Below are 24,276 nucleotides of genomic sequence, written 5' to 3' on the forward strand. Positions count from 1 at the left end.
TGGTCTCCGATCGTCAGGGAAGGGGGAGTGCGGCGGGGCGCAGCATGTGCGCGGCGACGTCGTCGGCGTCGCGCATGAACTCGCTCCATCCCGCCGGCCCGGTCGCGACGACCTGGGTGAAGTAGCGGGAGTACTCGCTGGGGATGCCCAGCACGTGCAGGCCGTGGTCCGGCCGGCCGTCGGCGCCGAGCGGGTGGAAGGGCGAGGGGGTCACGTGGACGCCGCCGGTGGCGAACTCGCCGCCGTTGACGAACTCGCTCCACAGTCCGCGGCGCAGCAGCGCGCGCGTGAGTGCGGAGGAGTCGGCGCGGACGTCGGGGTCGGGGATCCGGGCGTCGACGAGGACGTCGACCGCCTCGGACGCTCCCGCCACGCGCGGTGAGCGGACGCCGAACCGGCCGGTCGCGGTGTCGGCGGTGTACGTCGCCTGCGGGCCGATGACGCGGAGGACTCCCGCCTCGATCAGGGCGCGCGTCTCGCGGACGCGGCTCAGCGGCGGCCCTGCGGCGAGGAAGGCGCTGCGCGGGGCGTACCAGCCGACGAGGCCGTCCCGGTGCGAGGCCGGGGTCAGGCCGCCGAAGTCGGTGAGTTCCCGGATGATCCAGCGCAGGCTGCGCAGGACGTCGAGACCGGCCTTGACCGGGGAGTCGACGTTGCCGCGCTCCGCCTCGCGCACGTCGGCGTCCAGTCCGGCGAGGAGTTCCTTGTCGAACGTGGCCCGGTCGGCGAAGGTCCGGTCGGCGAACGGCCGGGCGAGGGCGTCGAAATCGAGTCCGCGTACGTCGTCGAGGCCGAACTCCGCAGCACAGTGGGCGAGTTCGGGGACGGCGCCGCCATCGGCGCGTACCCGTGCGGCGAACTCCTCGGCGACGTCGTCTCCGTGGCGCTCGCGCAGGACGGCGGTGAGGTGGACGAAGTCGGCCTCCGCCATCAGGCGGGGCAGCAGGTGCCGGTGGAAGTCGAGGCGTTCGCCGGCGGCCGCGGCGCGGACGCGTTCCTCGGTGAAGAAGACGGGCCGGTAGCTGTAGCCGGACGGCTTCTGGTTGCGGCCGCGTCCCGGCTGGGGGAAGCCGCTGCGGGAGCCGGCCACGAGGAACGGCTCGTCGCCGCCGGGCGTGTAGACGAGGCCGTCGCGCGACGCGGTGAAGGTGCCGCCGCGTCCGACCGTGAGGGCCGCGACCACGTCGTAGAAGGTGAGCCCCATGCCGATCACGCCGACCTTGGCGCCCGGGGGGATCTCGGCCAGGGGCATGTCCGCGGCGGAGCCTCCGGGGATGTAGCGCAGGCCCGGGCGGGTCTCGGCGAACCGCTGGAGCTCGCGCAGCGGGCCGGTGAGCCGCGGCCGGGCGTGGCCCGTGACGAGGGCGGCCCGGTCGACGTAGAGCTCCCGCCCGCCGTCGAGGCTCAGACGGTATCCCTCGCCGTCCTTGCGCAGGTCGCTCACGGTGGCGGTGACCCGGTGCAGGGTGGCGGAGGGCGGCAGCGCGCGTTCGATCGCGTCGAGCAGGAAGAGCAGGTACCGGCCGTAGACGCGGCGGGGAGCGTAGGCGTCGGCGTGGTCGCGGCCCGGTTCGGCCGTGTCCCACCACTGGGCGAACGAGGGGCCCGCGCCCGGGCGGGCCGGACCGTCGTCCGGCGGGCCGGAGAACGCGGTGATCTCGCCGGCCACCGTGTTCATCAGGTACCAGTCCGGCTGGTCGGTGCGCCAGACCCGGCCGCAGCCGACCTGCACGGCGTCGATGACGTGGATGTCGAGGGGTTCGCCGGACCCGGCCGCCCGGGCGGCGAGCCGTTCCAGGACGCTCATGGCCCGGGGCCCGCCGCCGACGAGGGCGATCGAGGTCATCGCGGGCTCCTCGTGGTGCCGCGGCACATCTCCAGGACGGCGCCGGCCAGTCGCGCCCCGGCGTCGCCGAGGCGGTCGGCGTACCTGCGGACGATCCACTCCTCGCGGTCCGCGGCCAGCCGGTCGCCGCCTCCGCGCGTACGGGTCCGCTGCACCCTCAGGGAGAGCGCCCGGCGTTCCTCCAGGAGCGCGATGAGCCGCTCGTCCAGGACGTCGATCTCGGTGCGCAGGTGCGCGATGGACTCCGTGGTCTCCACGCTCATGCCGTCCTTTCCGCTCGGAGGAGCGCCGGAGGCCGCTCCGGGGAGCCGGGGGCCGGGAACAGCGGCTCCGGGGAGCCGGGGGCCGGGAACAGCGGCTTCGGGGAGCTCATGCGCCGACCACCGCCATGAGGTCGACCTCGATCAGCAGCTCGCCCGGCAGGTGCACCCACACCGTCGTACGGGCGGGCCGGACGTCGCCGAAGACCTCGTCGAAGAGCTCGTTCATCACCGCGAAGTCCTCCTCGCGGGCCAGGTAGATCCTGACCATCAGGACGTCGGAGACGTCGGCGCCGGCTGCTTCGAGGAGTTCCTGGAGGTAGGTGAAGACCGCCCGGGCCTGTTCGCGGATGCCGGGGGCCGGCCCGTCGAGCCGGCCGGGAAGGAAGGGGACCTGGCCCGAGACGGCGAGCAGGGGGCCCCGGCGGACGACCGGTGAGTAGCGTGCCGCCGGTGCCGGGGCACCGGGCGCGGAGTAGGTCTGGCTGAGCATGAGTACCTTTTCCGGAGGTGAGGGAGGGAAGGGGCGGGCCGGCCGGGCCGGAGCGGCGGCGGCTCCGGGCCCGGCGGTCATCGCGCGGGGTGCCGCGACTCGTACGCCTCGATCTCGGGGAGGTGGGCCAGCGTCTCGCCGATCCGGTCCCCGGGCTCCAGCAGGCGGCGGCGCAACGGCTCGTCGATGCGGAAGGGGCTCTCGACGGGGCCGCACACGAGCGTGCGCGTGGTCAGGTCGACCGTCACGGCGGACCACGGGTCGGCCTCGACCTGTTCCCACAGCCGCTCGATCACCTCGTGGTCGACCTCGGCCGTCCAGAGCCCGCGGGTCGTGGCGTTGCCGCGGAAGATGTCGCCGAACCGGGCGGCCACGACCACCTGGAAGCCCGCGCTCTGCAGCGCCCAGACGGCCGACTCGCGGGACGAGCCGGTGCCGAACTCGCGGCCCGCGACGAGGACGGACGCCCCCTGGTACTGCGGCTGGTTGAGGACGAAGCCGGGGTCGCTCCGCCAGTCCGCGAGCAGGATGTTGGTGAAGCCCTCGGGCCGGTAGTACGGGACGAAGCGGGCGGGGGCGAGCTGGTCGGTGTCGACGTCGTCGCGCCGGAGCGGCACCGCCGTGCCGGTGCGGAGGGCGGGCTCACTCACAGGTCCTCCGGGGTGGTGAAGCGGCCGGAGACCGCGGTGGCGGCGGCGACCCGGGGCGAGACCAGATGCGTCCTGGACTGCTTGCCCTGGCGTCCCTCGAAGTTGCGATTGCTGGTGGACGCGGCCCGTTCGCCCGGGGCGAGCCGGTCCTCGTTGAGCGCGCAGCACATGGAGCAGCCGGCGCCGGGGCGGAAGTCCGCGCCCGCCGTGGCGAACACCTCGTCCAGGCCCTCGGCGACGGCCTGGCGGCGGACGGCCGCTGAGCCCGGCACGATCAGCATGCGCACGCCGTCGGCGACGCGGCGCCCCTCCAGGACGGCGGCGGCCTCGCGGAGGTCCTCGATGCGGCCGTTGGTGCACGAGCCGAGGAAGACGGTGTTCACCCGGAGGTCCCGCACCGCCTGGCCGGGACGCAGCCCCATGTACTCCATGGACCGCTCGGCGGAGGCCCATTCCTCGTCCGCGGCGAAGTCCGCCCGGGACGGGACCCGCCCGTCGATGAGGAGGTTCTGCGCGGGGTTGGTCCCCCAGGAGACGCGGGGCCCGACCTCGGCGGCGTCGATGCGGACGACATCGTCGAACCGGGCGTCGTCGTCGCTGCGCATCGCACGCCACCGGGCCTCGGCGGCGGCGAGCTCCTCGCCGTCCAGGCCCGTGGCCCGGGTGCGGAGGTAGTCGATCGTCACGTCGTCGGCCGCCACGAGACCGGCCCGGGAGCCGGCCTCGATGCTCATGTTGCAGAGCGTCATCCGGCCTTCCATGGACAGCCGGCGGACGGCTTCGCCCCGGTACTCGATGACGCTGCCCTGTCCGCCTCCGGTGCCGATCCGGGCGATCAGCTCCAGCGCGAGGTCCTTGGCCGTGGCCCCGTCCGGCAGGACGCCGGACACCTCGACGGCGAGGTCCTTCGGCCGGTGCACCGGGAGGGTCTGGGTGGCGAGCACGTGCTCGACCTGGCCGGTGCCGATGCCGAAGGCGAGGACGCCGAGGGCGCCGAGTGTGGAGGTGTGCGAGTCGCAGCAGACGATCGTCATGCCCGGTCGGGCCAGGCCCAGTTCGGGGACGATGACGTGCACGATCCCCTGGTCGGCGTCGCCGAGCCGGTGCAGCCGGATGCCGAACTCGTCGCAGTTGGCGCGGATCAGCTCGCGCTGCCGGCGCCCGGCCAGGTCCTCCGAAGCGCCGTCCCTGGTGGGGGTGTTGTGGTCCTCGACCGCGAGGGTGCGGTCGGGGCGCCGGACGGTCCTGCCCGACGCCCTCAGGTCGTCGAAGGCGCGGGGCGTGTTGACCTCGTGCAGGACGTGCAGATCCACGTAGAGCAGGTCACCCCCGTCGTCGAGGGGGCGTACGACGTGGTCGGACCAGATCTTCTCGGCGAGCGTCCGTCCCATCTCAGGCCGCCACGGGTTCGGCGGCGCGGGCGAGGCTGAAGACCGACCAGAGCATGTCGATGGGCCGGGTCCCGGAGATGAACGCCAGGCCGTACCGCTCGGCCGAGGGCTGGGTCGTGAGCGCCGCGTCGACCCGGCCGGAGCGGGCGGCGAGCGCGGCGGCGCTGGTCGACTCCGCCCGTACGACCTCCGCGACACTCAGCCCCTCCGGGAGGAGCTGCTCGATCAGCGGGATCGGCGCCGGGTGGCTCGCGATCCTGACCGGCCCGGTCAGGGTGGTGCCGGCCGGCACCGCGATCCCGTACTGGGGGGTCTGGTAGTGGTACGCGCCGACCAGGCTGAGGGTCGTGTCCATGTAGAACTCGGAGATGTTGGCATAGGCGTTGGCCACGACCAGCAGGTCGGCCGTGCCCTGGATGACCGCGCGGGAGGCCATCTCGTAGCTGTGGAACAGTTCGGGCGCCGGCTCGCCGTCCACGCCCGGGAGCGACCTGATGAGGTGCTTGGCCGCCAGTTCGCTGCTCGTGCCGGCCGGACCGAGGGTGGCGACCTTCCGCCCCTGGGCCGTGGTGGGCAGGGATATGTCCAGGAACCCCTGCTGCGTCGGTGACTGCACTGCTTCTCCCCTGTTTCTTCTGCGGACGGTTCGTGCGGGGTGGTGCGACGTCGTACGGAGTGCTGTCACGCGGGGTCGACGGGCGTGAGCCACGAGGCGTAGGCGCGGCGGCGGCCCCGGACCACGTCGGCGTAGACGTCACGGAGGCGGGAGGTCACGGTGCCGGCCCGGCCCGTGCCGACCTCGCGGTGGTCGATCGACGTCACCGGGCAGATCTCGACGCCGGTGCCGGTGGTGAACACCTCCCGGGCGTCCCTCAGTTCCTCCACGGACACCGGCCGCTCCTCGACCGCCGTCCCGAACTCGCGCTCCAGCAGCTCGATGGCGGTCGCCCGGGTGATGCCGGGCAGGATGTCGGCGGACACCGGAGGCGTGGCGACGCTCCCGTTCCCGCCGACGACGAAGACGTTGGACGTGCTCGCCTCGGTGAGGTGGCCGTCGAGGCCGAGCATCAGGGCGTCGTCGCACCCTTCCGCGTGGGCCTCCTCGACGGCCAGGGCGTTGTTCGCGTACGTGCCGGTGATCTTCGCCCCGGAGGGGAGGCTCACGGACGGCACCCTGCGGACGGTGCTCACCTTGCAGCGCAGGCCCTCCCTCGGCACGTAGGAGCCCATCCGCACGGTGGTCACGGTCAGCTGTCCGGAGACCCCGCTCAGCCGGACGCCGAAGGGCGTGCCGGGTTCGAGCGCGAGCTTGTAGGCCAGGGGACGGATGTACGTGTCGCCGCCGGCGCCGTTGCGGCGCAGCAGGTCGAGGACGATGCCGGTCAGCGCCGTCACGTCGCCGGGGAGCGCGATCCGCAGCGTCGCGGCGGACCGCTCCAGGCGCTCCAGGTGCTCGCGGAGGCGGAAGACCGCCACTCCGGGCCCGTCCTCCCGGGCGTAGGCGCGGATGCCCTCGAAGACGCCCGTGCCGTAGTGCAGGGCCTGGGTGCTCACCGGCAGGCCGACGGTGCCGGTCTCGACGAAGGCTCCGTCGTGGTACGCGTACGGGGGCGCCGTCACCGCGGTCGGGCCGGCGGCCGTCACGCGGAGCGTCCCGTGGCGATGGCGAGCGCCGCCAGGCGTTCGGGCTCCGGCTCCCCGCCGCGCCGGTCGTCGATGCGCGCCGCCTTCCAGCTGACCATGGCGCCGGTGCTGGTGATGGCGTCCGTGGGGCCGAGCACGACCTCGCAGCGGACCCCGAAGGCGTCGGCGACGGACCGCCGGATCGCCTCGCGGTCGAGCCGCAGTCCCGCCTCGCGGTTCGCCGGTTCGAGGTGGACCGTGACGAGGTCCTGCCCGTCCCGCTCGTCGATGACCAGGTAGTAGTCGATGACGCCGCGGACGTGGGTGAACAGCGCCTGCTCCAGGTCGAAGGCGGTCACCCGCCGCCCGCCGAGGCGCAGCGCGTCCCGGACCCTGCCGATCGGCTGCATCACCTCGCGGACCGAACCGGCCCGCGCGGAGAGCCGGACCATGTCGCCGGTCCGGTAGCGCACCAGCGGCTTGGACCCCTGGTACAGGTGCGTGACGACGAGCTCGCCCTCGCGCACCCCGTCGACCGGTTCGACCGCCCGGCCCGTGTCGGGGTCGACCACCTCGACGTAGTTGTTCAGCGGCTCGGTGTACAGCCGGCCGTCGGCGTGGCAGGCCGCCATGATCGACGCCTCCTGCGAGGCGTACATGCAGTTGTAGACGCCGGCCGACCACAGCGCGCCCAGGTTCTCCAGCATGGCCGGCGAGGTCAGTTCGCCCAGGGTGAGGATGAGCCGGACACCGAGGCGGGAGCGGAGGTCGACACCGGCGGCGCGGGCCGCCTTGGCCAGTGAGATGGCCATGCCGGGGGTGCACACGAGCGCGGTCACCCCGAGCCGCTCCAGCAGGGCCAGTGCGCGCGGGAAGCCGACCACGGGCGAGTGCGGCCACATCTTGACCACGGTGTGGCCGAGGTTGCGCAGGACGTCGCCGAAGGTGTCCCCGGTGGAATGCAGTTCCGTCGGCCCCATCACGGCGACGACGTGGCGCTCGCCGTGCTGCGCGAAGATGTCCTGGTAGGCGAGCGTCAGGGCGGTGTTGTTGACGATGGAGTCGCGCTCGTCCCGCGGGCAGGGCGTGGCGCGGCCGGTCGTCCCGGTGGTCTCGTAGTAGACCCACGCCCGGTCGAGCGGCTGCGACATGACGTCGAACAGCTCCGACCGCAGGTCGTCCTTGGTCGTGAACGGCACCGCGGCGAGCTCCTGGAGGCCGATCGGCCCCGTGGGGGGCACCGCCACGTCGCTCAACCGGGCGCGGTAGAAGGCCGAGTTGGCCCGGGCGTATCGGATGGTCTCCGCGACGCGCTCCATCTGCAGCGCGTGCAGGTCGTCCGCCGGCGCGCCCTCCTGGTGGAGACGGCGCTGCTCGGCGAGCACCTCGCGGGCGTAGGCCTCGAGTTCCGGCCTGAAGAGGGTGAACACCTCTGTCCTTTCCGTAGGTCGTTCCTGGGGTCCGAGGGGCTGTCCGCGCGTCGGCGGAGATCCGTGCGTCAGTGGAGAGGGGACGGCTCCCCGAACCGCCGTCCGTGCGTCAGCGGAGAGGCGACGGCTCCCCGAGCGAGGCGCCCTCGGTGTCGTCGAGGTCGACCACCACCCAGGTGCTCAGTTCGCCCCAGGCGCGGACTCCGCGCCGGTGGTCGGGGTGGACCTGGTACCGCTCCAGCGCGTCCCGGTCCTCGAACAGGCCGACGACGGCGAAGTCATGGGCCGCGTCACGGCTCGTGGTGTTGCGGCCGGCCGTCCAGGAGACGATGTCCGGGATGTGTCGGGGGTGGCCGCGCGAGATGCGCTCGGCGGCGACGGCCCGGGGGTCGTCCCAGGTGACACCGGGCAGGAACCGGAAGCAGACAATGTGGCTGATCACTGCGCGCCTCCCGTCAGTTCGGTACGGGGGCGAGCTCCGCCAGCAGGCGCTCCCGGAGGACGGACAGGTCCTCGCAGTCGCTCTCGACCCGCTCGGCGATGTACTCGCGGTAGATCTCGTTCAGCTTGAACTCGTCGACCCGCAGGCCCATCCCGTCGAGCAGGTGGCGCAGCACGGCCCGGCCGGAGTGCCTGCTGATGTGCAGCGTCCGCTCCCTGCCGAAGCGGGCCGGCTCGACGTACTCGTACGTCGCCGGGTTGCGGAGCATGCCCGCCTGGTGGATGCCGGCCGCGGTGCCGAACGCGTACTTGCCGAAGATGGCCTTGTTCCGCGGTTCTTCGAGGCGGATGACCTCGCGGAGGCGGTTGTAGACGGGGTAGATGCCGGCGAGGTCGACCTCGGCGGCCAGGCCCAGCTGGTCGCTCTTGTAGGCGAGCAGCGCGCAGATCTCCTCCATGGCGGTGTTGCCCGCCCGCTCGCCGATGCCGCCGACGGTCACCTGCACGTCGTCCGCGCCGGCCTGGAGACCGGCGATCGCGTTGGCGGTCGCGAGGCCGAAGTCGTTGTGGCAGTGGACGCCGATGCGCACCGGGGCCGGGGCCCACTCCCGGATCCTGGAGATGAGGTGGCCGAACTCCTCGGGGGAGGCGCAGCCGGAGGTGTCCGCGATCGGGATGTAGCGGGCCCCGGCCTCCACGGCGCGCTCGGTGAGCTCCTGGAGGTAGCCGAAGTCGCCGCGGGTGGCGTCCTCGATGCCCACCGCGACGGTCTCCACCCCGAGGGAGGTGGCGAAGCGGGCGGCGTCGACGGCGTCGTCGATCGCCTGCCGGCGGGTGATGCCGAGCTTGTGCTCCAGGTGGATGTCGCTGCCGGTGCCCATGATCTGCAGGACGTGGTTACGGCTGCCGGCGGCCTGGACCGCCGTCTCGATGTCGTCCCTGCGCGCCCTGGACAGCGTGGCCACCTGGGCCCGGCTGAGCGCGGCCGAGACCGCCTGGGTGGCCTCGAAGTCGTTGGACGACGACGCCGGGAATCCGGCCTCGATGACGTCCACGTTCAGCGCTTCGAGGCGTAAGGCCAGATCGAGCTTGTCCTGGGCGGACATGGCGTTTCCGGGAGCCTGCTCGCCGTCGCGCAGCGTCGTGTCGAAAATACCGATCCGTCGTACGGGTCGCTCGTTCGTCGCGTTCGTCATGGGAATCCGTCCTCCGTTCTTCGAACTGGTCACTGGGCCGGTCGTACCGGCTGCTCCCACACCACGAGTCCGACGGCGCCCTTGGGGCTGCGCGGGGTGTGCACGCTGTCGGGCGGCATCACCAGCAGACTGCCCGCGGGATACACGCCGTCGTCGGTCTCGAGTTCACCCTCGACGATCCAGATGATCTCGTATCCGGGGTGCCGGTGCGGCTGGGCGGTGCCGTTCGGCAGGTAGCGGACGATGGCGGCCGCGGGGCCGTTCTCTCCGGTCTCCGCCGTCGAGTAGAGCGAATGGATCTCCGCACCGACGCGCCCGTCCCGCATCAGCGGCTCGAATGCGTAGTCCACCGGCCCGAACGATTTTCCGGGAATTCCGGTGTACAGCTGCGGAAGGCCGTTCTTTTCCGTCTGGTCAGCCATGCGACTTCCTTCTCACTTGTCTGGTGGACGTGGCCGGCGGGGGGTCAGTCGCCGACCTTGCCCGGGACGCCGTCGATCCACGCGTCGCGGTGCGCGTCCGCCGCGGCCTGGTCGGCGAAGGCGTACGTCTTGAGCAGCCAGCGGCCGAGCGCGCGGCGGGCGTCGCTGATCTCGATCTGCTCGCGGTTGTGCAGGCCGTGCTGGTTGGCGAACGTGAGCACGTCGCCCTCCTGCATGCGGTGCCGCTCCTTGGGCACCCGGGTCAGCGCGTTCTTCAGCGCCAGCAGGGCGTCCTTGGCCTCGACCGGCGCGTCCGGCGCGGCCGTGGTGTGCGTGTCGAGGTAGCGCAGCGACGACTCCCCGCTCAGGATCGCGTGGGCGGGCGCGCTGTCGAGCTCGCCGTTGGCGTCGCGGGACACGACGTCGAACGGCGTGACGAACCAGGGGGCGCGCAGCGCCCGCTGGATCTCCGGCGACAGCTCGGCGACGAGCCGGCGGCCGGAGACGAACCCGGTGTAGACGAGGTCCTCGGTAGGGCAGCGCATACCGAGGAGGGTGATGTAGTCGGCGCGGACGGGGTGGGCGGTCCGGTCGTTGTGGAACACCACCTCGCCGCCGTTGTAGCCGGTCTGCTTCCCCAGGTATTTGTTGATGGCGATGACATCGATGAAGAAGTCGCCGCCGAAACGGTTCGCGTAGGACAGCAGCGGCGTCCGGGTGATCTGGGCCAGGAGCTCCAGGAATCCCTCGCCGATGAAGGTCTCCTTCCGGCTCTTCTTCTCGCCGGAGGGGTCTTCGTTGCCGATGTCGGGAAGGTCCTCGTCCACCGGGCAGTTCCGCAGGACATGGGCTTCCGCGATTCCCTGGGAACGCTCGGTACGAATCCTCTCGGCCGCTTCCAGGAGGCGGACGGGAACTCCTCCGTCGGCCACGATCCGGGAGACGAGTTCGCTGAATTGCGGATAGTCCTTGTAGGGACTCGCCTCGACGCCCCCGAGCTTCTCGACGAGCCGATCGCGCTCACTGTCCGTCAGTTCCACTATCGCGTCCAAATCCAGCCTCCGCTTTCTCTCGATTCGGTACGCATACTCAATCAGCGCGGCTCACGGCACCGCATCGGCTGACGGTTGAGATTCGACTCAACCTAAAGAGGAGGCACGACCGGGGGTGGAGGCGGGGAAGGCCGGGAGGAGCGGCGGACGGGCGGGCGCGGCGGGGGCGGGCGGCAGGCGGGCGCGTGCGGCGGGCGGGCGCGTGCGGCGGGGCAGGGGGCCGCGCTCCGCCGGCCTCCGGATCGGACCTCTGCCGTCCTTCACCGGGCTCAACAGGTCACCGGGCTCCGGGCTCCGGGCTCCGGGCTCCGGGCTCCGGGCTCCGGGCTCCGGGCTCCGGGCTCCGGGCTCCGGGCTCCGGGCTCCGGAAACGACCGAGGGGCCGTTTCAGATTGCTCTGAAACGGCCCCTGATCTGCGACTCTTTCGAGTCGGGACGACAGGATTTGAACCTGCGACCCCTTGACCCCCAGTCAAGTGCGCTACCAAGCTGCGCCACGTCCCGGTGCTCGTCGGCGGTGGTGAATCCCGCGTCGGCGTGCAGGAGAACATTACCCCACTCCGTGGGTGGCGATCACCCACGGGCGGGTGGGGGCGGAGAATGGCGGGATGAGCGCTGATGCCGGACGGGCAGGGGACGGGCGGGACCGGGACACCGAGGGGCGGGCGCGGAACGCGCGGCCGCGGGACGGGCTGGGGCGGCCGCTGCCGTACGGGGCGGAGGGCGTGGCGCGGCAGCCCGAGGGTGTCGTGCGGGCGCCGGCGGAGACCGTGCGGGAGGCACAGCGGCTGCTGGACGCGGGCATGCCGTTCCACGCGCACGAGGTCTTCGAGGACGCGTGGAAGTCGGGGCCGGAGGGCGAACGGGAGCTGTGGCAGGGGCTGGCGCAGCTGGCCGTGGGGCTGACGCACGCCGCCCGGGGGAACACGACGGGCGGCGCGCGGCTGCTGCGGCGGGGAGCCGGGCGGGTCGCCGCGTACGCGGACGGCGGCGGCGAGACGTACGGCGTGGACGTCGCCGGGCTGGTGGCGTGGGCCGGGGGGCTGGCCGGGCGGGTGGAGGCGCCGGGCGGGGAGAGGGAGCCCGCGGTCGCCCTGCCGGACGCCGCCGGCGAGGCACCTCGGCTGACCGGCGCCTGAGCCGGCGAGCGGGGTCGGGGGCGGGGCGGGGGGCGGGGCCGGGGGTGCCTCGCCGATAGGGCCGCGCGGCCGGCCCGGTCGGCGAGCACCCCTGTCAAGGCAGCCCTGTAAGGGCACCCCTATGGGGCACCCCTACTTCGTCAGCCGGTCCTTCAGGACCGTGGTGTGGCTGGTCTCGGGGTGCTTGGTGGCGGTCAGGAGGGTGATCGTCCGCGTCTCGGCGAGGGTGCGGAGGCGGGCGAGGGAGGTGGCTGCCTCGGGTGCTTCGAGTTCGGTCTCGTAGCGGTGACGGAACTCGTCGAAGTCGCCGTCGGTGCCGTGGTACCAGCGGCGGAGTTCCGTGGACGGGGTGAGGGCCTTCGGCCACTCGTCGATGCGGGCGTCGGCCTTGGCGAGGCCGCGGGGCCAGAGACGGTCGACGAGGACCCTCACCCCGTCGTCGGGGGACGGGTCCTCGTAGACGCGGCGGACGCGGACGTCGGGGGTGGTGGCGGGCATGCTTCCAGGGTGCGCGACCCTGGCGCCCGTCACCTGTCGACGCGCAGGACCTGCGCCCGTCTCCCGTCGACGCGCAGGACCCGCACCCGGCACCTGTCGACGCGCGGGACCAACGTCCCTCACCCGTCGACGCGCAGGACCGGCAGCAGGACGGCGTCGACGAAGGCGCGGGCGGCGGAGGCGTCGGGGAAGCGGTCCTCCAGGAGCCGTTCGATGCGGAGCAGGCCCATGAAGCTGGGGGCGACGAAGGCGATGGCCGGGTTGTCGGCGGCGACCTCGCCGCGGTCGACGGCGCGCTGGACGACGGCGTCGATGGCGGCCACCTCGGGCGCGATGACGGTCTCGCGCAGAGCGGTGCGCAGATCGGGGTGCTGGAGGTACGCCTGGGCGACGGCCTCCATCAGCTCGGTGTCGCGCTCGTGGCGGGCGGAGGCGATGCGGGCCGCCTCGTGCAGGTCGCCGGCGAGGCTGCCGGTGTCGAGGCCGGTGAAGATCGCGCAGCGGCGGGCGGCGAGGGCCGCGGTGACGAGCTGCGGCTTGGTGCCCCACTGGCGGTAGAGGGTGGCCTTGCCGCACTTCGTACGGGCCGCGACACCTTCCATGGTCACCGCGTCGTAGCCGCCTTCGCGCAGGAGGAGGAGCACGGCCTCGTACAGCTCCGCCTCGCGCTCCGGCGTGATCTTGCTGCGGCGAGCGGCGGCGGTGGCGGCCTGCGTGGACATCGGTCCCTCCTACGACAGTTCTGCACATACGAGAGTAGGGGGTGCACAATCGAGACGCAAACGTATCGAGACGCTTGCGTCTCGATGAAATCGGATCTAGAGTTCCTCCGTTTGTTGCGGATGTTGCAGATTTGACCGTTTGACCGATCGACCGAGGGAAGTGCGGCGCCATGGCCACCCGGACAGGCGGGATACGCGGGCTGCTCCCCGCCTCCCGGGCGGAGGGCGGGCGGCCGCCCCTCCTGCGCGAGCTGCTGCTCGTCACCGGGCTCTTCCTCGTCTACAAGTTCGGCCGGCTGCTCGCCAACGGCCACGAGACCCGCGCCTTCCACAACGCCGACCGCGTCTGGGACGCCGAGCGCGCCCTCCACCTCCCCGGCGAGGGCGCGGTTCAGCAGCTACTACTCCACGGCGAGCCGCTGATACGGGTCGCGAACACCTATTACGCGGCCGTGCACTTCCCGGCCACGATCGCCTTCCTCGCCTGGCTGTACTGGCGCCGCCCCGCCCACTACCTGTGGTCGCGGCGCGTCCTCGCGCTGGTCACCGGCGCGGCCCTGGCGCTGCACATCCTGGTGCCGCTCGCCCCGCCCCGGATGCTCGCCGCCGCCGGCCTCGTCGACACCGCGCGGGTCTACGGCCCGTCCGTGTACGGCGCCACCCCCGAGACCGACTCGATGGCGAACCAGTTCGCCGCGATGCCGTCGCTGCACTTCGGCTGGGCACTGATGGTCGCGATCGGCCTGATCGCGGCGACCCGCTCCCCGCTGCGCCGCTGGTGGCTGCTGCACCCGGCGCTGACGCTCCTGGTGATCGTCGGCACGGCCAACCACTACTGGCTGGACGCCCTCGCCGCGACCGTGCTGCTGGGCCTCGCGCTGCTCGTCGTACCGGCGCCCGCGAGCCCGCCGGCGCCGCTCCCGACCCCTCCGAACCCTCCGAACCCGCCGGCACAGCCCGCAGGGACCGCCCCGGCAGGGCCACGGGCCGTCCCGCACGCGCGGGCCGCCGCCGGACCCGTACCGGCCGGGGCGCCGCACACGCGGTCCGCCACCGGCCCCACACCGGCCAGGGTGTCGCTCGTGCGGTCGGCCGCGGCCGGGGTGTCGCGATGAGCACCGCCGCCGGCACCGTGCTCGCGGTGCTCCTCTCGCTGGTCTCCGCCGCCGGTTACGCGCTCGCCGCCGTCGCCCAGGCCCGGCTCGCCGCCGCCCCTTCGACCCCCTCGGGTCGCGGTGCGCTGCGGGCGCTGCTCGCGCGCGGCCAGTGGTGGTGGGCCGTCGGCCTCAACGCCGCCGGAGCCCTCGCCCACGTCGCGGCCCTCCACTACGGCCCCCTGACGCTGGTGCAGCCGCTGGGCGCCCTGACCCTCGTGGCGGCGCTGCCGCTGGGCGCGTACACCGCCCGGCGGCGGGTGACCCGTACCGAGTGGCGGGGCGCGCTGTGGACCCTGGCGGGGCTCGTCGGCCTGGTCGCGGTCACCGGCCCCGCCGCGCCCGGAGAGGCGCTGAGCCTGCGGGAAGCCCTGGTGGTCGCGGCGGTGACGGCGCTGCTGATCGCGGCGCTGGCCGGCGGCCGGGCGCCTGGCACCGGACGGCGGGGCGGACACGGTGAGGGCGGCGTACGGGCCGGGGGGCTCGGGCACGCCACCGCGTCCGGGATCGCCTCCGGCGTCGGGTCCGCGCTCACCCAGACCCTCACCGCCGCACTGGCGGTGGGCCTGCCGGGCGGTCGGCCGTCGTGGTGGCAGACGGCGCTGCTCGCGGTCCTGATATCGGCCTTCGCGGTCGGCGGCCTGCTCCTCTCGCAGACCGCCTACCGGGGCGGACTCGCCGCCCCGCTCGCGGTGGTGAACCTGGCGAACCCGGCCGCGGCCGCCGTCATCGGCGTGGCGCTGCTGGGCGAGACGTTCCGCGCGGGCGCCTGGGGCTGGGCGATCGCCGCCGGCGCGGCGATGGTCGCGGCCCGGGGTGTCGTCCTCCTCACCACCGGAGGCCCGGCGACCCCCGCTCCGCAGCCGACACCTTCCCCCGCCCCCGACCCCGACCTCAACCCCGACCCCGACCCCGACCCCGACCCCGACCCCGCACCCTCCCCCCTCCCGGGCCTGGCATCCTTCCCCCTCCCGGGTCCGGCGCCCGTTCCCGCCCCCGCCGCGCCCGTAGGCGAGTCCGCGGTCGCGAGCCTGGCCGAGGCGCTGGGCGGGGCGCTCGTCCCCGTACCGGAGGCGGAGCCCGCCCGCTGAGCCCCTGAGCGGCCACCCCCTTTACGTCATCTTGACGACAACCGGAATCCGGCTCTATCGTCATCGTGACGACAAGGGGGTTCTCTCATGGCCGACATCACCCGCCGCGCCGGCTGGCGCCATCTCCGCTCCGCGCCCACCGCCCACATCCGCCACCAGAAGGGCGGCCGGCTCACGCACGACGGCACCGGGCTCAGCTTCTGGTTCCGGCCGCTCAGCGCGGCACTCTCCGAGGTGCCGGTGGACGACCGGGAGCTCGCCATGGCCTTCCACGCCAGGACCGCGGACTTCCAGGACGTGAGCGTGCAGGCCACCGTCACGTACCGGATCGGGGACCCGGCCGTCGCCGCCGCGCGCCTGGACTTCTCCATCGACCCCGACACCGGCGTCTGGCGCGGCACCCCCCTGGAGCAGATCGCGACCCTGCTGACCGAGACGGCGCAGCAGCACGCCCTCGACGTGCTCGCCCGCACGTCGCTCGCGCAGGCTCTGGTGGACGGCGTGGCGGCGGTGCGGGAGCGGATCACCGACGGTCTCGCCGCCGAGCCCCGGCTGCCGGCGACGGGCATCGAGGTGGTCGCCGTGCGCGTGGTCGCGATCCGTCCCGAGCCCGAGGTCGAGCGCGCCCTGCGCACCCCCGCCAGGGAGCAGATCCAGCAGGAGGCCGACCGGGCCACCTACGAGCGGCGCGCGGTCGCCGTCGAGCGCGAGCGGACCATCGCGGAGAACGAGCTGGCCAGCAAGATCGAGCTGGCCCGGCAGGAGGAGCGGCTGGTCGAGCAGCGCGGCACCAACGCACGCCGGGAGGCGGAGGAGTCCGCCGCCGCCGACGCGGTACGGGCGGAGGCCGAGGCGGTGCGCAAGGTGCGCCTGGCGCGGGCCGAGGCGGAGGCGGCCCGCGAGGTCGGCGAGGCGAGGGCCGCGGCGCAGACGGCCTGGCTCCAGGCGCACGCCGCCGCCGAACCGGCCGTCCTGCACGCGCTGGCGCTCACCCGGGCCGCCGAGCAGCTGCCCCGCATCGAGCACCTCACCCTCTCCCCCGACGTCCTCACCGGACTGCTCGCGAAGCTGGGCGGCGGCAACGGCGGAAGCGGCGGCAACGGCGGGGCGGGCGCGTGAGCCTCGCGCCGCGGGCGGTCCTCGTGCACCGCAGGACGGAGTACGAGGAGCTGCTCGCCCGGCACGGGACGCACGGGCAGGCCGCGTTCTTCCTGGCGGCGCGCGGCCGCTCGGCGGACGAGGTCCGGGAACGCCACGAGCGGACGCGGCGCGCGCTCGCCGCCGTCGCCGGGGCCGTGCCGCTGACCTGGCGGCAGACCCGGGTGGAGCGCGCCGACCTGGACCGCTTCCTCTTCGGTCCCGAGGACGTGGTGGTGGTCGTCGGCCAGGACGGCCTCGTCGCCAACACCGCCAAGTACCTGACCGGCCAGCCCGTCGTCGGCATCGACGCCGACCCGGGGCGGAACGCGGGCGTGCTCGTGCGCCACCGGCCGGCGGACGCCCGCCGGCTGCTCCCGTACGCGGCGGGGCCGGGCGCCGCGGCCGACGAGCTCACCATGGTCGCGGCGGCCACGGACGACGGCCAGCGGCTGCTCGCGCTCAACGAGATCTATGTGGGGCCGCCCGGCCACCAGACCGCCCGCTACACGCTGGACGCGGAGGGCGCCGGTCCCGAACCCCAGGCGTCCTCGGGGGTCCTGGCCGGCACGGGCACGGGCGCGACCGGCTGGCTGCGGTCGCTCTGGCAGCAGCGCTCCAGCGCGCTCGCCCTGCCGTCACCGACGGAGCCGCGCCTCGCCTGGTTCGTCCGCGAGGCGTGGCCGTCACCGACGACCGGGACGAGCCGCGTCGAGGGCGTCCTCGGCGACGGGCAGGGGCTCCGCCTGACCGTCGAGTCCGACCGCCTGATCGCCTTCGGCGACGGCGTCGAGTCCGACACCCTCGACCTGACCTGGGGCCAGACGGTCCACCTCGCCGTCGCCGACACCCGCCTCCGCCTGATCGGCTGACCCACCCCGCGCCCCCACCCCCGGGCTCCTACCCCCTCCCCCTCCGGACTCCCACCCCCTCAGGCTCGCACCCGACCCGTCCCCCGCCTCGGCTCCCCGGGGCGACTCCCCGGGCGGCCGGAATCGATCGCCGGAGCTCAGGGGACGGGACCAGGGGGCGCTAGGGTGAGGCGCTTCGACCGATGTGGTGTGCGGTGACAGGTATGTCGTACGACCTGCCGGGGGGCAGCGGCCCGCTCCCGCGGAGGCCCGGCTCCGCCCGCCCGTACTCCGCCCCTTCCTCGCTCCCCCCGGCACTCGAAGGAACGCACGTGACCACGCTCTCCCCCGGTTCGCTCGTCGTCGCCCCCGCCACCCGAGCCGAGTGGGAGCTCGTCCGGGCCTGGTGCGCCGAGGAGGGGTGGAACCCCGGACGGGCGGACGGCGACGCCTTCTTCGCGCAGGATCCGGACGGATTCTTCCTGGGGCGGCTCGACGGCGAGCCGGTCTCCGCCGTCTCGGTGGTCACCTACGGGGACGCCTACGCCTTCCTCGGCTTCTATCTGGTCCGCCCCGAACTGCGCGGGCGGGGACTCGGCCTCGCGACCTGGCGGGCGGGGCTCGCCCACGCGGGCGGGCGGACCGTGGGGCTCGACGGGGTGCCGGCCCAGCAGGACAACTACCGGCGCTCAGGCTTCGCGCCGGCCTACCGGACCGCCCGCTACGTCGGGGAAGTGCCGCCCCCGGAGCGGCCGGTGACCGGTGTCGTGGCGGCCGAATCGGTCGATCCCACGCAACTCGCCGCGTACGACTCCGCCTGCCACCACGTCGAGCGGCCCCGCTTCCTCGCCGCGTGGCTGACGACACCGGGGCACCGCGCCCTGGCCAGGGTCGTGGACGGCCGGGTGACCGGCTACGGCGTGGTCCGGCCCGCGCAGGACGAGGCGCGTGTGGGGCCGCTGTTCGCGGACGGGCCCGCGGACGCGGCCGCGCTGCTCGACGCGCTGGGCGAGGCGGCCCGCGGGTTCGGCGCGCGGTCGATCGCCGTCGACATGCCCGAGACCAACCCGGCGGCGGCCCGCCTCGCGGAGGAGCGCGGACTGACGCCGACCTTCGAGACGGCCCGGATGTACACCGGCCCGGTGCGACCGGTCCCGGCCGAGCGCGTCTTCGGCGTCACGACGCTCGAACTCGGCTGAGACCGGGCCGATTACGCCTGGTTCAAGCCACTTCACACCCTTTCGGGTGAGGTTGCCTTCGCGGGGGAACCTCCCCCCAGCCGGCACCCCGCGCACCCCCGAGGGCGCCCGTGGGTGCCCGAGGGCGCCTCACCGGCGCCCCTTTCCAGCCGCCCGCCCTCCCCGTGGCCCGCGCACCGAACGCCGTCGCCCCTCCCCTCCCGCACCCCTCCTCCCCACCCCTCCTCCCCGCCCCCACGAAGCCCTTCGTCCCAGCTCACGAGCGTCCGCCCCTCCCCCGGCGCTCCCCCGCGCCCCCTCGGCCCGCCCTCGCGCATCCGCCCGCCGGCCCCGGCCTCCGGCCCTCTCGGGGGGACCCCCTCCCCGGCCATGAGGGGTGACAAGGGTTTTCCCCGTATCGCGTTCACCTCCCCGTTCCCTACTGTCCTCCGCACCGGCGGATAACATCCCCCGCATACACCTGACAGGTGCATGCGGGGAGATCACCACCGGTGACGGCCTTGACCCGGGCCGTCGGCGCCGGTGGCGGCGCACGGGCCCCCCAGCCCAGGGACCACGGACGCGACCCCACTTCGCCCCGCGACTCCCGCGCCGCCGCCACTGCTCCGTACCTACGTCGTACTCGAAAGGGCCACACCTTGAACGGTTCCAGGCGGAGAGTCATATCCGTGGTCGCCACCGCCGCGATCATCGGTGCCGCTGTCACCACCACCGGGGCGTTCGCCGCCGCCCCGGCCGCTCCCACCCCGAAGCCGGCCCCGGCTTCGCAGGCGATGCGGGCGCTCCCGAGCGCCCCGGTCGAGAAGGTCATCGTCACCTACAAGAGCCAGGCCGCCGAGGCCGGTTCCAACACGGCCGCGAAGACCGACACCGCCGAGAAGGCCGCGAAGACGGGCGAGAAGCTCGCCTTCGAGCGGCGTCTCTCCGGCGGCGGCGCCCTGGTCGACCTGGGCGACTCGGCCACGCCGCAGGACGTGAACGAGGTCATGGCCGCCTTCCGGGCCGACCCGTCCGTCGCCACGGTCGAGGCGGACATCCGCGCCTACGCGATGGCCGCCGCGCCGAACGACACCGACTACGCCAAGCAGTGGGACCTCTTCGAGGCCACCGGTGGCATGAACGTCCCCTCTGCCTGGGACAAGACCACCGGCTCCGGCGTCACCGTCGCCGTCATCGACACCGGTTACGCCGCCCACAGCGACCTCGCGGCCAACACGGTCGCCGGGTACGACTTCATCTCCACCTCCTCCGACGCCCGCGACGGCAACGGCCGCGACGCGGACGCCAAGGACGAGGGCGACTGGAACGCCACCGACAACGAGTGCGGCGTCGGCTCCAAGGCCTCGAACTCCTCCTGGCACGGCACGCACGTCGCCGGCACCATCGGCGCCGTCACGAACAACTCCAAGGGCATCGCGGGCATCGCGTACGGCTCGAAGGTCCAGCACGTCCGGGTCCTCGGCAAGTGCGGCGGCTCGTCCTCGGACATCGCCGACGCGATCACCTGGGCCTCCGGCGGCACCGTGTCGGGCGTCCCGGCCAACGCCACCCCCGCCAAGGTCATCAACCTGAGCCTCGGCGGCGCCAGCTCCACCTGCCCCAGCGTCTACCAGAACGCGATCAACGGCGCCGTCCAGCGCGGCACCACCGTCGTCGTCGCCGCGGGCAACAGCAACGCCAACACCTCCGGCTTCACGCCGGCGAACTGCTCGAACGTCATCACCGTGGCGTCGACCAGCCGTGAGGGCAACCGGTCGTACTACTCCAACTTCGGCACCCTGGTGGACGTGTCCGCCCCGGGCGGCGAGACCCGCCGCGCCACCGACACGCCCGGCACGGTGACCACCCCCCAGAACGGCATCCACTCCACGCTCAACTCGGGCACGACGACCCAGTCGGCCGAGAACTACAAGCCCTACCAGGGCACCTCCATGGCCGCGCCGCACATCGCGGGCCTGGCCGCCCTCCTGAAGTCGGCCAAGAGCACCCTCACGCCGGCCCAGATCGAGACCGCGATCAAGGGCAACGCCCGCCCGCTGCCCGGCACCTGCTCCGGCGGCTGCGGCGCCGGCATCGCCGACGCGGCCAAGACCGTGGACTCGGTCACCGGCACCACCCAGCCGGGCACCGTCTTCACCAACGCCGACAACGTCACGATCTCCGACAACACCACCGTGTCGTCCTCGATCGCCGTCACCGGCCGCACCGGCAACGCCCCCGCCGCCCTCAAGGTCGCGGTGGACATCAAGCACACCTGGCGCGGGGACCTGGTCGTCGACCTGGTCGCCCCCGACGGCACGGTGCGCAACCTGAAGGCCTCCTCGTCCTCGGACAGCGCCGACAACGTCCTCGCGACGTACACGGTCGACGCCTCCAGCGAGGTCGCCAACGGCACCTGGAAGCTCCAGGTCCGCGATGTGGCCACGGGTGACACCGGCTACATCGACTCCTGGAGCCTCACCTTCTGACCCTCCGCTCCACCTCACTGACACCACCCCCCACACCAGCATCACCGCTGGTCAGCGGCGCCCCCGTGGTCTACACCACGGGGGCGTCGCCGAATTCCGGATCGGCGCCGGCACGGCGGGGCGTGTCCGAATGTCGGACAAGGCCCCTGGACGATGCCCGTGGGCTCCGTATCCTCTGCGCAGGGCTCATGGGCGGGGCCCACGGGCGGAGGTGGCGACCAGGTGACGACGGTTCCGCACGGCACTCTGCCCGCACGCGCTCCCGGCGGGGCCGGTCCGGCGGCCCCGGTGGGCCGCGAGGAGCTTCTCGCCCGCCTGGAGACCGTCCTGCACGCGCGCGGCCGCGCCCTGCTCACGGGGCCCGCCGGCGTCGGCAAGACCGAGGTCGCGCTGGCCGCCGCCGCCCGGGCCGAGACCCGGGGCGAGACCGTGCTCTGGCTCGCCGCGCTCCCCGCCGACCGCGCGATCCCCGGCGCCGCCGCGGCCGCCCTCGTCGCCTCCGTGGCGGCCACCGTCACCTGGCCGGGCCCCCGCGCCGAAGCCGGGCCCCTCGGGGACGACACCCCGGCCGGCCCCGCCGGCCTCTCCGGCCCCGGCTCCCTGCCCACCGGGGTCTTCGCCTCCGGCGTCTTCGACGACCTGCCCGGGCCGCAGCGCACCGCCGTCGCCATGCTCTGCCGCGAGGCGCCCATCCAGCAGGGCGGCTGGGACCCGATCGCCCTGCGCCTGGGCATCGCCCGCATCCTGCGCGCGCTGACCTCCCGGGGCCCCGTGCTGCTCGTCGTCGACGGCGCCGAGTTCCTCGACCCCGACAGCACCGACCTGCTGCGCTTCGCCCTCCACCTCGCCCCGCCGTCGCTGCGCGTGATCGCGGTCGAGACGCCGGAGCCGTACGGGGACACCCACCGCGCCGACGGGTCGGCGCCCGGCACCCCCGGCCGGCCGCACACCGGCGGCTCCGCGCACCTGTGGGTGCCGTCCGAGGCGGATCTGCTGCTCGTCCCGCCGCTCCACGCCGACGAGATCGCCGAACTCCTCATCCACCACCGGCTGCCGTCCCGGATGGCCGGCCGCATCCACCGCGCCAGCGGCGGCAACCCCCGGCTCGCCCTCGCCGTCGGCCGCTCCCTCGCCGACGCCCGCACCCCCGTGCACCACGCCGAGGCGCTGACGCTCTCCGGCCGCGCCCGTGACCTCGCCCGTCAGCTCCTGGGCGCCGCTCCCCCACCCGTCCGGGCCACCCTGCTGCTCGCGGCGCTCGCGCTGCGCCCCTCCGCGACGCTGGTCCGCCGGGCCGGACGGCCCGAGGCCGAGGCGGAACTCGCGGCGGCCGAGCGGGCCGGGCTGATCTCGCTCGCCGAGGACGGCTCGCTCGCCTTCACCGCCGGGCTGCTGCCGTCCACGCTGGTGCACGACGCCTGCTGGGCCGAGCGCAGCGCGGGCCACGCCGCGCTCGCGGAGGTCGTCGACGACCCGGTGGAGGCGGTACGGCACAGGGCGCTCGCCACCGACCGGCCGGACGAGGAGCTGGCCGCCGAGGTCGCGGCGGCGGCGGAGGCCGCGCGCCGGCGCGGCAACAACGCGCTCGCCGCCGAACTGGCGCTGCTGGCCGCCGAGTCGACACCCGGCCGGGACGGCGCGCAGCGGATCGCCCGGCTCGTGGACGCGGCCGAGGAGGCGGCCCGGGCCGCCCGCGCCGACCTGGCCATGCGCGCCACCACCGACCTCCTCGCGCGGGACGCGTCCCCCACCGACCGGGTGCGGGCCCGCCTCGCCGTCCTGGACACCGCGGGACAGGGCCTCACCGACCTGGACGACATGTACGTCCACGCCATGGAGGACTCCGAGGGGGAGACCGCGCTCCGGGCCGCCGTCCAGCTCCGACTGGCCGTCAAGTACGTGCTGGCGGACGGCGATCCGGAGCGGTCCCGGACGGCGGCGATGGAGTCCGCCGCGCTGGCCGCCTCGGTCGGCGACCCCCGCACCGCCGCGCAGGCCCTGACCGTGCAGGCGCGCATGGAGCGGGCGCTGGGATCCCCGGACTCCGAGCCGGTCCTGGCCAGGGCGCGGGAGCTCGAACTCACCGAGCGCCCGCTCGGCATCCGCAACGCCGCCCAAATCCTGACGATCCGTCACGCTCTCTTCGACGACCGGCTGACGGACGCCCGGGACGAGCTGAACGCCCTGCTGCCGCTGGTGCAGCGGCGCGGTTCCGTCGAGGACGCCATCGAACTGTTCCGTACGCTCGCGGAGATCGAGTCGCGGATCGGCGCCTGCGCCGCCGCCCTGGCCCACGCCGGCCAGTCGCTGGCGCTCACCCTGGAGGCGGGCCTGTCCCCCGGCCCCGCCTGGTACGCGCTGGCGCTCGCCGAGACCGCGGGCGGCAGCCTCGGGCGGGCGGCGAGCTACGCGCGGCGGAGCGTGCAGGCGTCGGAGGAGGAGGGCGACCGGGTCTTCCTCTCGCGCAGCCGGTACGCGCTCGGCCGCGTCCAGCTGATCAACGGCGACGTGGCGGCGGCCCTGGAGACGCTGCGCCGGGTGCAGACCGACGAGCGCGCCCAGTCGACGGTGGACCCGTCGATGCTGCGCTGGCACGAGGAGCTGGCCGAGGCGCTGCTCGCGCACGACGCCGTCGAGGACGCCCTGACACTCCTCGCGGAGGTGCGCCCGGTGGCCGAACGGCTGGGCCGTACCACGGTGTTGCTGGGCTGCGACCGGGCGCAGGCGCTGTGCCTGGCGGCGGAGGGGCGGACGGACGAGGCGGCGGAGCTGCTGACCCGGACGGCCGGCCGTTTCGCGGAGGCCGGACTGCCGCTGGAGCAGGGGCGGGCGCTGATGGCGCTGGCCCGGGTGGAGCGGAAGCGGCGGCGGAGGTCCGCCGCGCAGTCGGCGCTGCACGGGGCGGCCACGGTCTTCGAGCGGGCGGGGGCGGCGCCGTGGCTGGCGCTGGCCACGGAGGCGCCGGCGGGCGAGCTGCCGGGGGCGGCGCCGGGCGGTGAGGAGGCGCCGACGGCGCTGGCCTCGCTGACGGAGGCGGAACTGCGGCTGGCCCGCCTGGTGGGGCAGGGCGCCTCGAACCAGGAGGCGGCGGCGAAGCTCTTCCTCAGTGTGAAGACCGTGGAGGCGCGGCTGACCCGCATCTACCAGAAGCTGGACGTCCGCTCCCGGTCCCAGCTGGCGACGGCGCTCCGCCCCTGAGGACGGAGCGCGCGC

The 24,276-nt window shown here is 74.2% G+C and carries 22 protein-coding genes and 1 tRNA gene; 8 read left to right on the forward strand and 15 right to left on the reverse strand.

Features of this window, described 5'->3' with window-relative positions:
• Nucleotides 1–13: 13 nt before the first annotated feature.
• From ACF1BN_RS00760 to ACF1BN_RS00820, 13 genes are all read right to left on the reverse strand, one after another.
• On the reverse strand, nucleotides 14–1,846 hold the full coding sequence (locus ACF1BN_RS00760; protein ID WP_392329421.1) for an FAD/NAD(P)-binding protein: 1,833 nt from the start codon (nucleotides 1,844–1,846) through the stop codon (nucleotides 14–16).
• Nucleotides 1,843–2,109 (reverse strand): chorismate mutase, encoded by a 267-nt coding sequence (locus tag ACF1BN_RS00765; protein ID WP_392329422.1) that lies wholly within the window; start codon nucleotides 2,107–2,109, stop codon nucleotides 1,843–1,845. Before ACF1BN_RS00765 ends, ACF1BN_RS00760 begins: the two co-directional genes overlap by 4 nt.
• A gap of 106 nt (nucleotides 2,110–2,215) precedes the next feature.
• A complete protein-coding gene (locus ACF1BN_RS00770) occupies nucleotides 2,216–2,599 on the reverse strand; it encodes a RidA family protein (protein ID WP_392329423.1) in 384 nt (127 codons plus the stop codon).
• 77 nt (nucleotides 2,600–2,676) lie between these two features.
• The gene (leuD, locus tag ACF1BN_RS00775; protein WP_392329424.1) at nucleotides 2,677–3,249 is read right to left on the reverse strand and encodes a 3-isopropylmalate dehydratase small subunit; all 573 of its coding nucleotides are present in this window, start codon (nucleotides 3,247–3,249) and stop codon (nucleotides 2,677–2,679) included.
• On the reverse strand, nucleotides 3,246–4,640 hold the full coding sequence (gene leuC, locus ACF1BN_RS00780; protein WP_392329425.1) for a 3-isopropylmalate dehydratase large subunit: 1,395 nt from the start codon (nucleotides 4,638–4,640) through the stop codon (nucleotides 3,246–3,248). Before leuC ends, leuD begins: the two co-directional genes overlap by 4 nt.
• 1 nt (nucleotide 4,641) lies before the next feature.
• Nucleotides 4,642–5,256: a prephenate dehydratase domain-containing protein gene (locus tag ACF1BN_RS00785; protein WP_392329426.1), complete on the reverse strand. Its 615-nt coding sequence runs from the start codon at nucleotides 5,254–5,256 to the stop codon at nucleotides 4,642–4,644.
• Nucleotides 5,257–5,321: 65 nt separating this feature from the next.
• Nucleotides 5,322–6,284 carry a branched-chain amino acid transaminase gene (locus ACF1BN_RS00790; RefSeq protein WP_392329427.1) on the reverse strand — a complete coding sequence of 321 codons (963 nt, stop codon included), beginning with the start codon at nucleotides 6,282–6,284 and terminating at the stop codon, nucleotides 5,322–5,324.
• A complete protein-coding gene (locus tag ACF1BN_RS00795; protein WP_392329428.1) occupies nucleotides 6,281–7,693 on the reverse strand; it encodes a phenylacetate--CoA ligase family protein in 1,413 nt (470 codons plus the stop codon). The genes ACF1BN_RS00790 and ACF1BN_RS00795 overlap by 4 nt, the downstream gene beginning before the upstream one ends.
• Before the next feature lie 109 nt (nucleotides 7,694–7,802).
• A complete protein-coding gene (locus ACF1BN_RS00800; RefSeq protein ID WP_392329429.1) occupies nucleotides 7,803–8,135 on the reverse strand; it encodes a Dabb family protein in 333 nt (110 codons plus the stop codon).
• Nucleotides 8,136–8,148: 13 nt separating this feature from the next.
• On the reverse strand, nucleotides 8,149–9,330 hold the full coding sequence (locus ACF1BN_RS00805) for a LeuA family protein (RefSeq protein ID WP_392329430.1): 1,182 nt from the start codon (nucleotides 9,328–9,330) through the stop codon (nucleotides 8,149–8,151).
• Nucleotides 9,331–9,359: 29 nt separating this feature from the next.
• Nucleotides 9,360–9,752, reverse strand: a complete 393-nt coding sequence (locus ACF1BN_RS00810) for a cupin domain-containing protein (protein ID WP_392329431.1) — start codon at nucleotides 9,750–9,752, stop codon at nucleotides 9,360–9,362.
• Between the two features lie 44 nt (nucleotides 9,753–9,796).
• Nucleotides 9,797–10,804 carry a TauD/TfdA family dioxygenase gene (locus ACF1BN_RS00815; RefSeq protein WP_392329432.1) on the reverse strand — a complete coding sequence of 336 codons (1,008 nt, stop codon included), beginning with the start codon at nucleotides 10,802–10,804 and terminating at the stop codon, nucleotides 9,797–9,799.
• A gap of 430 nt (nucleotides 10,805–11,234) precedes the next feature.
• Nucleotides 11,235–11,308, reverse strand: a tRNA-Pro gene (locus ACF1BN_RS00820).
• A gap of 104 nt (nucleotides 11,309–11,412) precedes the next feature.
• On the opposite strand from ACF1BN_RS00820, the gene ACF1BN_RS00825 reads away from it, so the two are divergent.
• Nucleotides 11,413–11,943 (forward strand): DUF309 domain-containing protein, encoded by a 531-nt coding sequence (locus ACF1BN_RS00825; protein WP_392329433.1) that lies wholly within the window; start codon nucleotides 11,413–11,415, stop codon nucleotides 11,941–11,943.
• Nucleotides 11,944–12,075: 132 nt separating this feature from the next.
• On the opposite strand, the gene ACF1BN_RS00830 is transcribed toward ACF1BN_RS00825, so the two are convergent.
• Nucleotides 12,076–12,441: a DUF488 domain-containing protein gene (locus ACF1BN_RS00830; RefSeq protein ID WP_392329434.1), complete on the reverse strand. Its 366-nt coding sequence runs from the start codon at nucleotides 12,439–12,441 to the stop codon at nucleotides 12,076–12,078.
• A 119-nt stretch (nucleotides 12,442–12,560) separates the two neighbouring features.
• Nucleotides 12,561–13,163, reverse strand: coding sequence for a TetR/AcrR family transcriptional regulator (locus ACF1BN_RS00835; RefSeq protein ID WP_392329435.1), 603 nt, complete (start codon nucleotides 13,161–13,163; stop codon nucleotides 12,561–12,563).
• 170 nt (nucleotides 13,164–13,333) lie between these two features.
• On the opposite strand from ACF1BN_RS00835, the gene ACF1BN_RS00840 reads away from it, so the two are divergent.
• The 7 genes from ACF1BN_RS00840 (at nucleotide 13,334) to ACF1BN_RS00870 (ending at nucleotide 24,261) form a co-directional block, all read left to right on the forward strand.
• On the forward strand, nucleotides 13,334–14,278 hold the full coding sequence (locus tag ACF1BN_RS00840) for a phosphatase PAP2 family protein (protein ID WP_392329436.1): 945 nt from the start codon (nucleotides 13,334–13,336) through the stop codon (nucleotides 14,276–14,278).
• Entirely contained in the window at nucleotides 14,275–15,408 is a 1,134-nt protein-coding gene (locus tag ACF1BN_RS00845; RefSeq protein ID WP_392329437.1) for a DMT family transporter, read from the forward strand. Before ACF1BN_RS00840 ends, ACF1BN_RS00845 begins: the two co-directional genes overlap by 4 nt.
• An 87-nt stretch (nucleotides 15,409–15,495) precedes the next feature.
• On the forward strand, nucleotides 15,496–16,527 hold the full coding sequence (locus tag ACF1BN_RS00850; RefSeq protein WP_392329438.1) for an SPFH domain-containing protein: 1,032 nt from the start codon (nucleotides 15,496–15,498) through the stop codon (nucleotides 16,525–16,527).
• Nucleotides 16,524–17,417, forward strand: a complete 894-nt coding sequence (locus tag ACF1BN_RS00855; RefSeq protein WP_392329439.1) for a hypothetical protein — start codon at nucleotides 16,524–16,526, stop codon at nucleotides 17,415–17,417. The genes ACF1BN_RS00850 and ACF1BN_RS00855 overlap by 4 nt, the downstream gene beginning before the upstream one ends.
• Before the next feature lie 311 nt (nucleotides 17,418–17,728).
• Nucleotides 17,729–18,595: a GNAT family N-acetyltransferase gene (locus ACF1BN_RS00860; protein ID WP_392329440.1), complete on the forward strand. Its 867-nt coding sequence runs from the start codon at nucleotides 17,729–17,731 to the stop codon at nucleotides 18,593–18,595.
• 773 nt (nucleotides 18,596–19,368) lie between these two features.
• Nucleotides 19,369–21,063 (forward strand): S8 family serine peptidase, encoded by a 1,695-nt coding sequence (locus ACF1BN_RS00865; protein ID WP_392329958.1) that lies wholly within the window; start codon nucleotides 19,369–19,371, stop codon nucleotides 21,061–21,063.
• A gap of 222 nt (nucleotides 21,064–21,285) precedes the next feature.
• A complete protein-coding gene (locus tag ACF1BN_RS00870) occupies nucleotides 21,286–24,261 on the forward strand; it encodes an AAA family ATPase (RefSeq protein WP_392329441.1) in 2,976 nt (991 codons plus the stop codon).
• Nucleotides 24,262–24,276 lie beyond the last annotated feature (15 nt).

It is taken from the genome of Streptomyces sp. NPDC014861 (assembly GCF_043081625.1).
Lineage (GTDB): Bacteria > Actinomycetota > Actinomycetes > Streptomycetales > Streptomycetaceae > Streptomyces.

Coding starts and splice junctions, on each gene's coding strand:
- ACF1BN_RS00760 (WP_392329421.1), bottom strand. CDS start 1,846: ATGACCTCGATCGCCCTCGTCGGCGGCGGGCCCCGGGCCATGAGCGTC.
- ACF1BN_RS00765 (WP_392329422.1), bottom strand. CDS start 2,109: ATGAGCGTGGAGACCACGGAGTCCATCGCGCACCTGCGCACCGAGATC.
- ACF1BN_RS00770 (WP_392329423.1), bottom strand. CDS start 2,599: ATGCTCAGCCAGACCTACTCCGCGCCCGGTGCCCCGGCACCGGCGGCA.
- leuC (WP_392329425.1), bottom strand. CDS start 4,640: ATGGGACGGACGCTCGCCGAGAAGATCTGGTCCGACCACGTCGTACGC.
- ACF1BN_RS00805 (WP_392329430.1), bottom strand. CDS start 9,330: ATGACGAACGCGACGAACGAGCGACCCGTACGACGGATCGGTATTTTC.
- ACF1BN_RS00810 (WP_392329431.1), bottom strand. CDS start 9,752: ATGGCTGACCAGACGGAAAAGAACGGCCTTCCGCAGCTGTACACCGGA.
- ACF1BN_RS00825 (WP_392329433.1), top strand. CDS start 11,413: ATGAGCGCTGATGCCGGACGGGCAGGGGACGGGCGGGACCGGGACACC.
- ACF1BN_RS00830 (WP_392329434.1), bottom strand. CDS start 12,441: ATGCCCGCCACCACCCCCGACGTCCGCGTCCGCCGCGTCTACGAGGAC.
- ACF1BN_RS00835 (WP_392329435.1), bottom strand. CDS start 13,163: ATGTCCACGCAGGCCGCCACCGCCGCCGCTCGCCGCAGCAAGATCACG.
- ACF1BN_RS00840 (WP_392329436.1), top strand. CDS start 13,334: ATGGCCACCCGGACAGGCGGGATACGCGGGCTGCTCCCCGCCTCCCGG.
- ACF1BN_RS00845 (WP_392329437.1), top strand. CDS start 14,275: ATGAGCACCGCCGCCGGCACCGTGCTCGCGGTGCTCCTCTCGCTGGTC.
- ACF1BN_RS00850 (WP_392329438.1), top strand. CDS start 15,496: ATGGCCGACATCACCCGCCGCGCCGGCTGGCGCCATCTCCGCTCCGCG.
- ACF1BN_RS00865 (WP_392329958.1), top strand. CDS start 19,369: ATGCGGGCGCTCCCGAGCGCCCCGGTCGAGAAGGTCATCGTCACCTAC.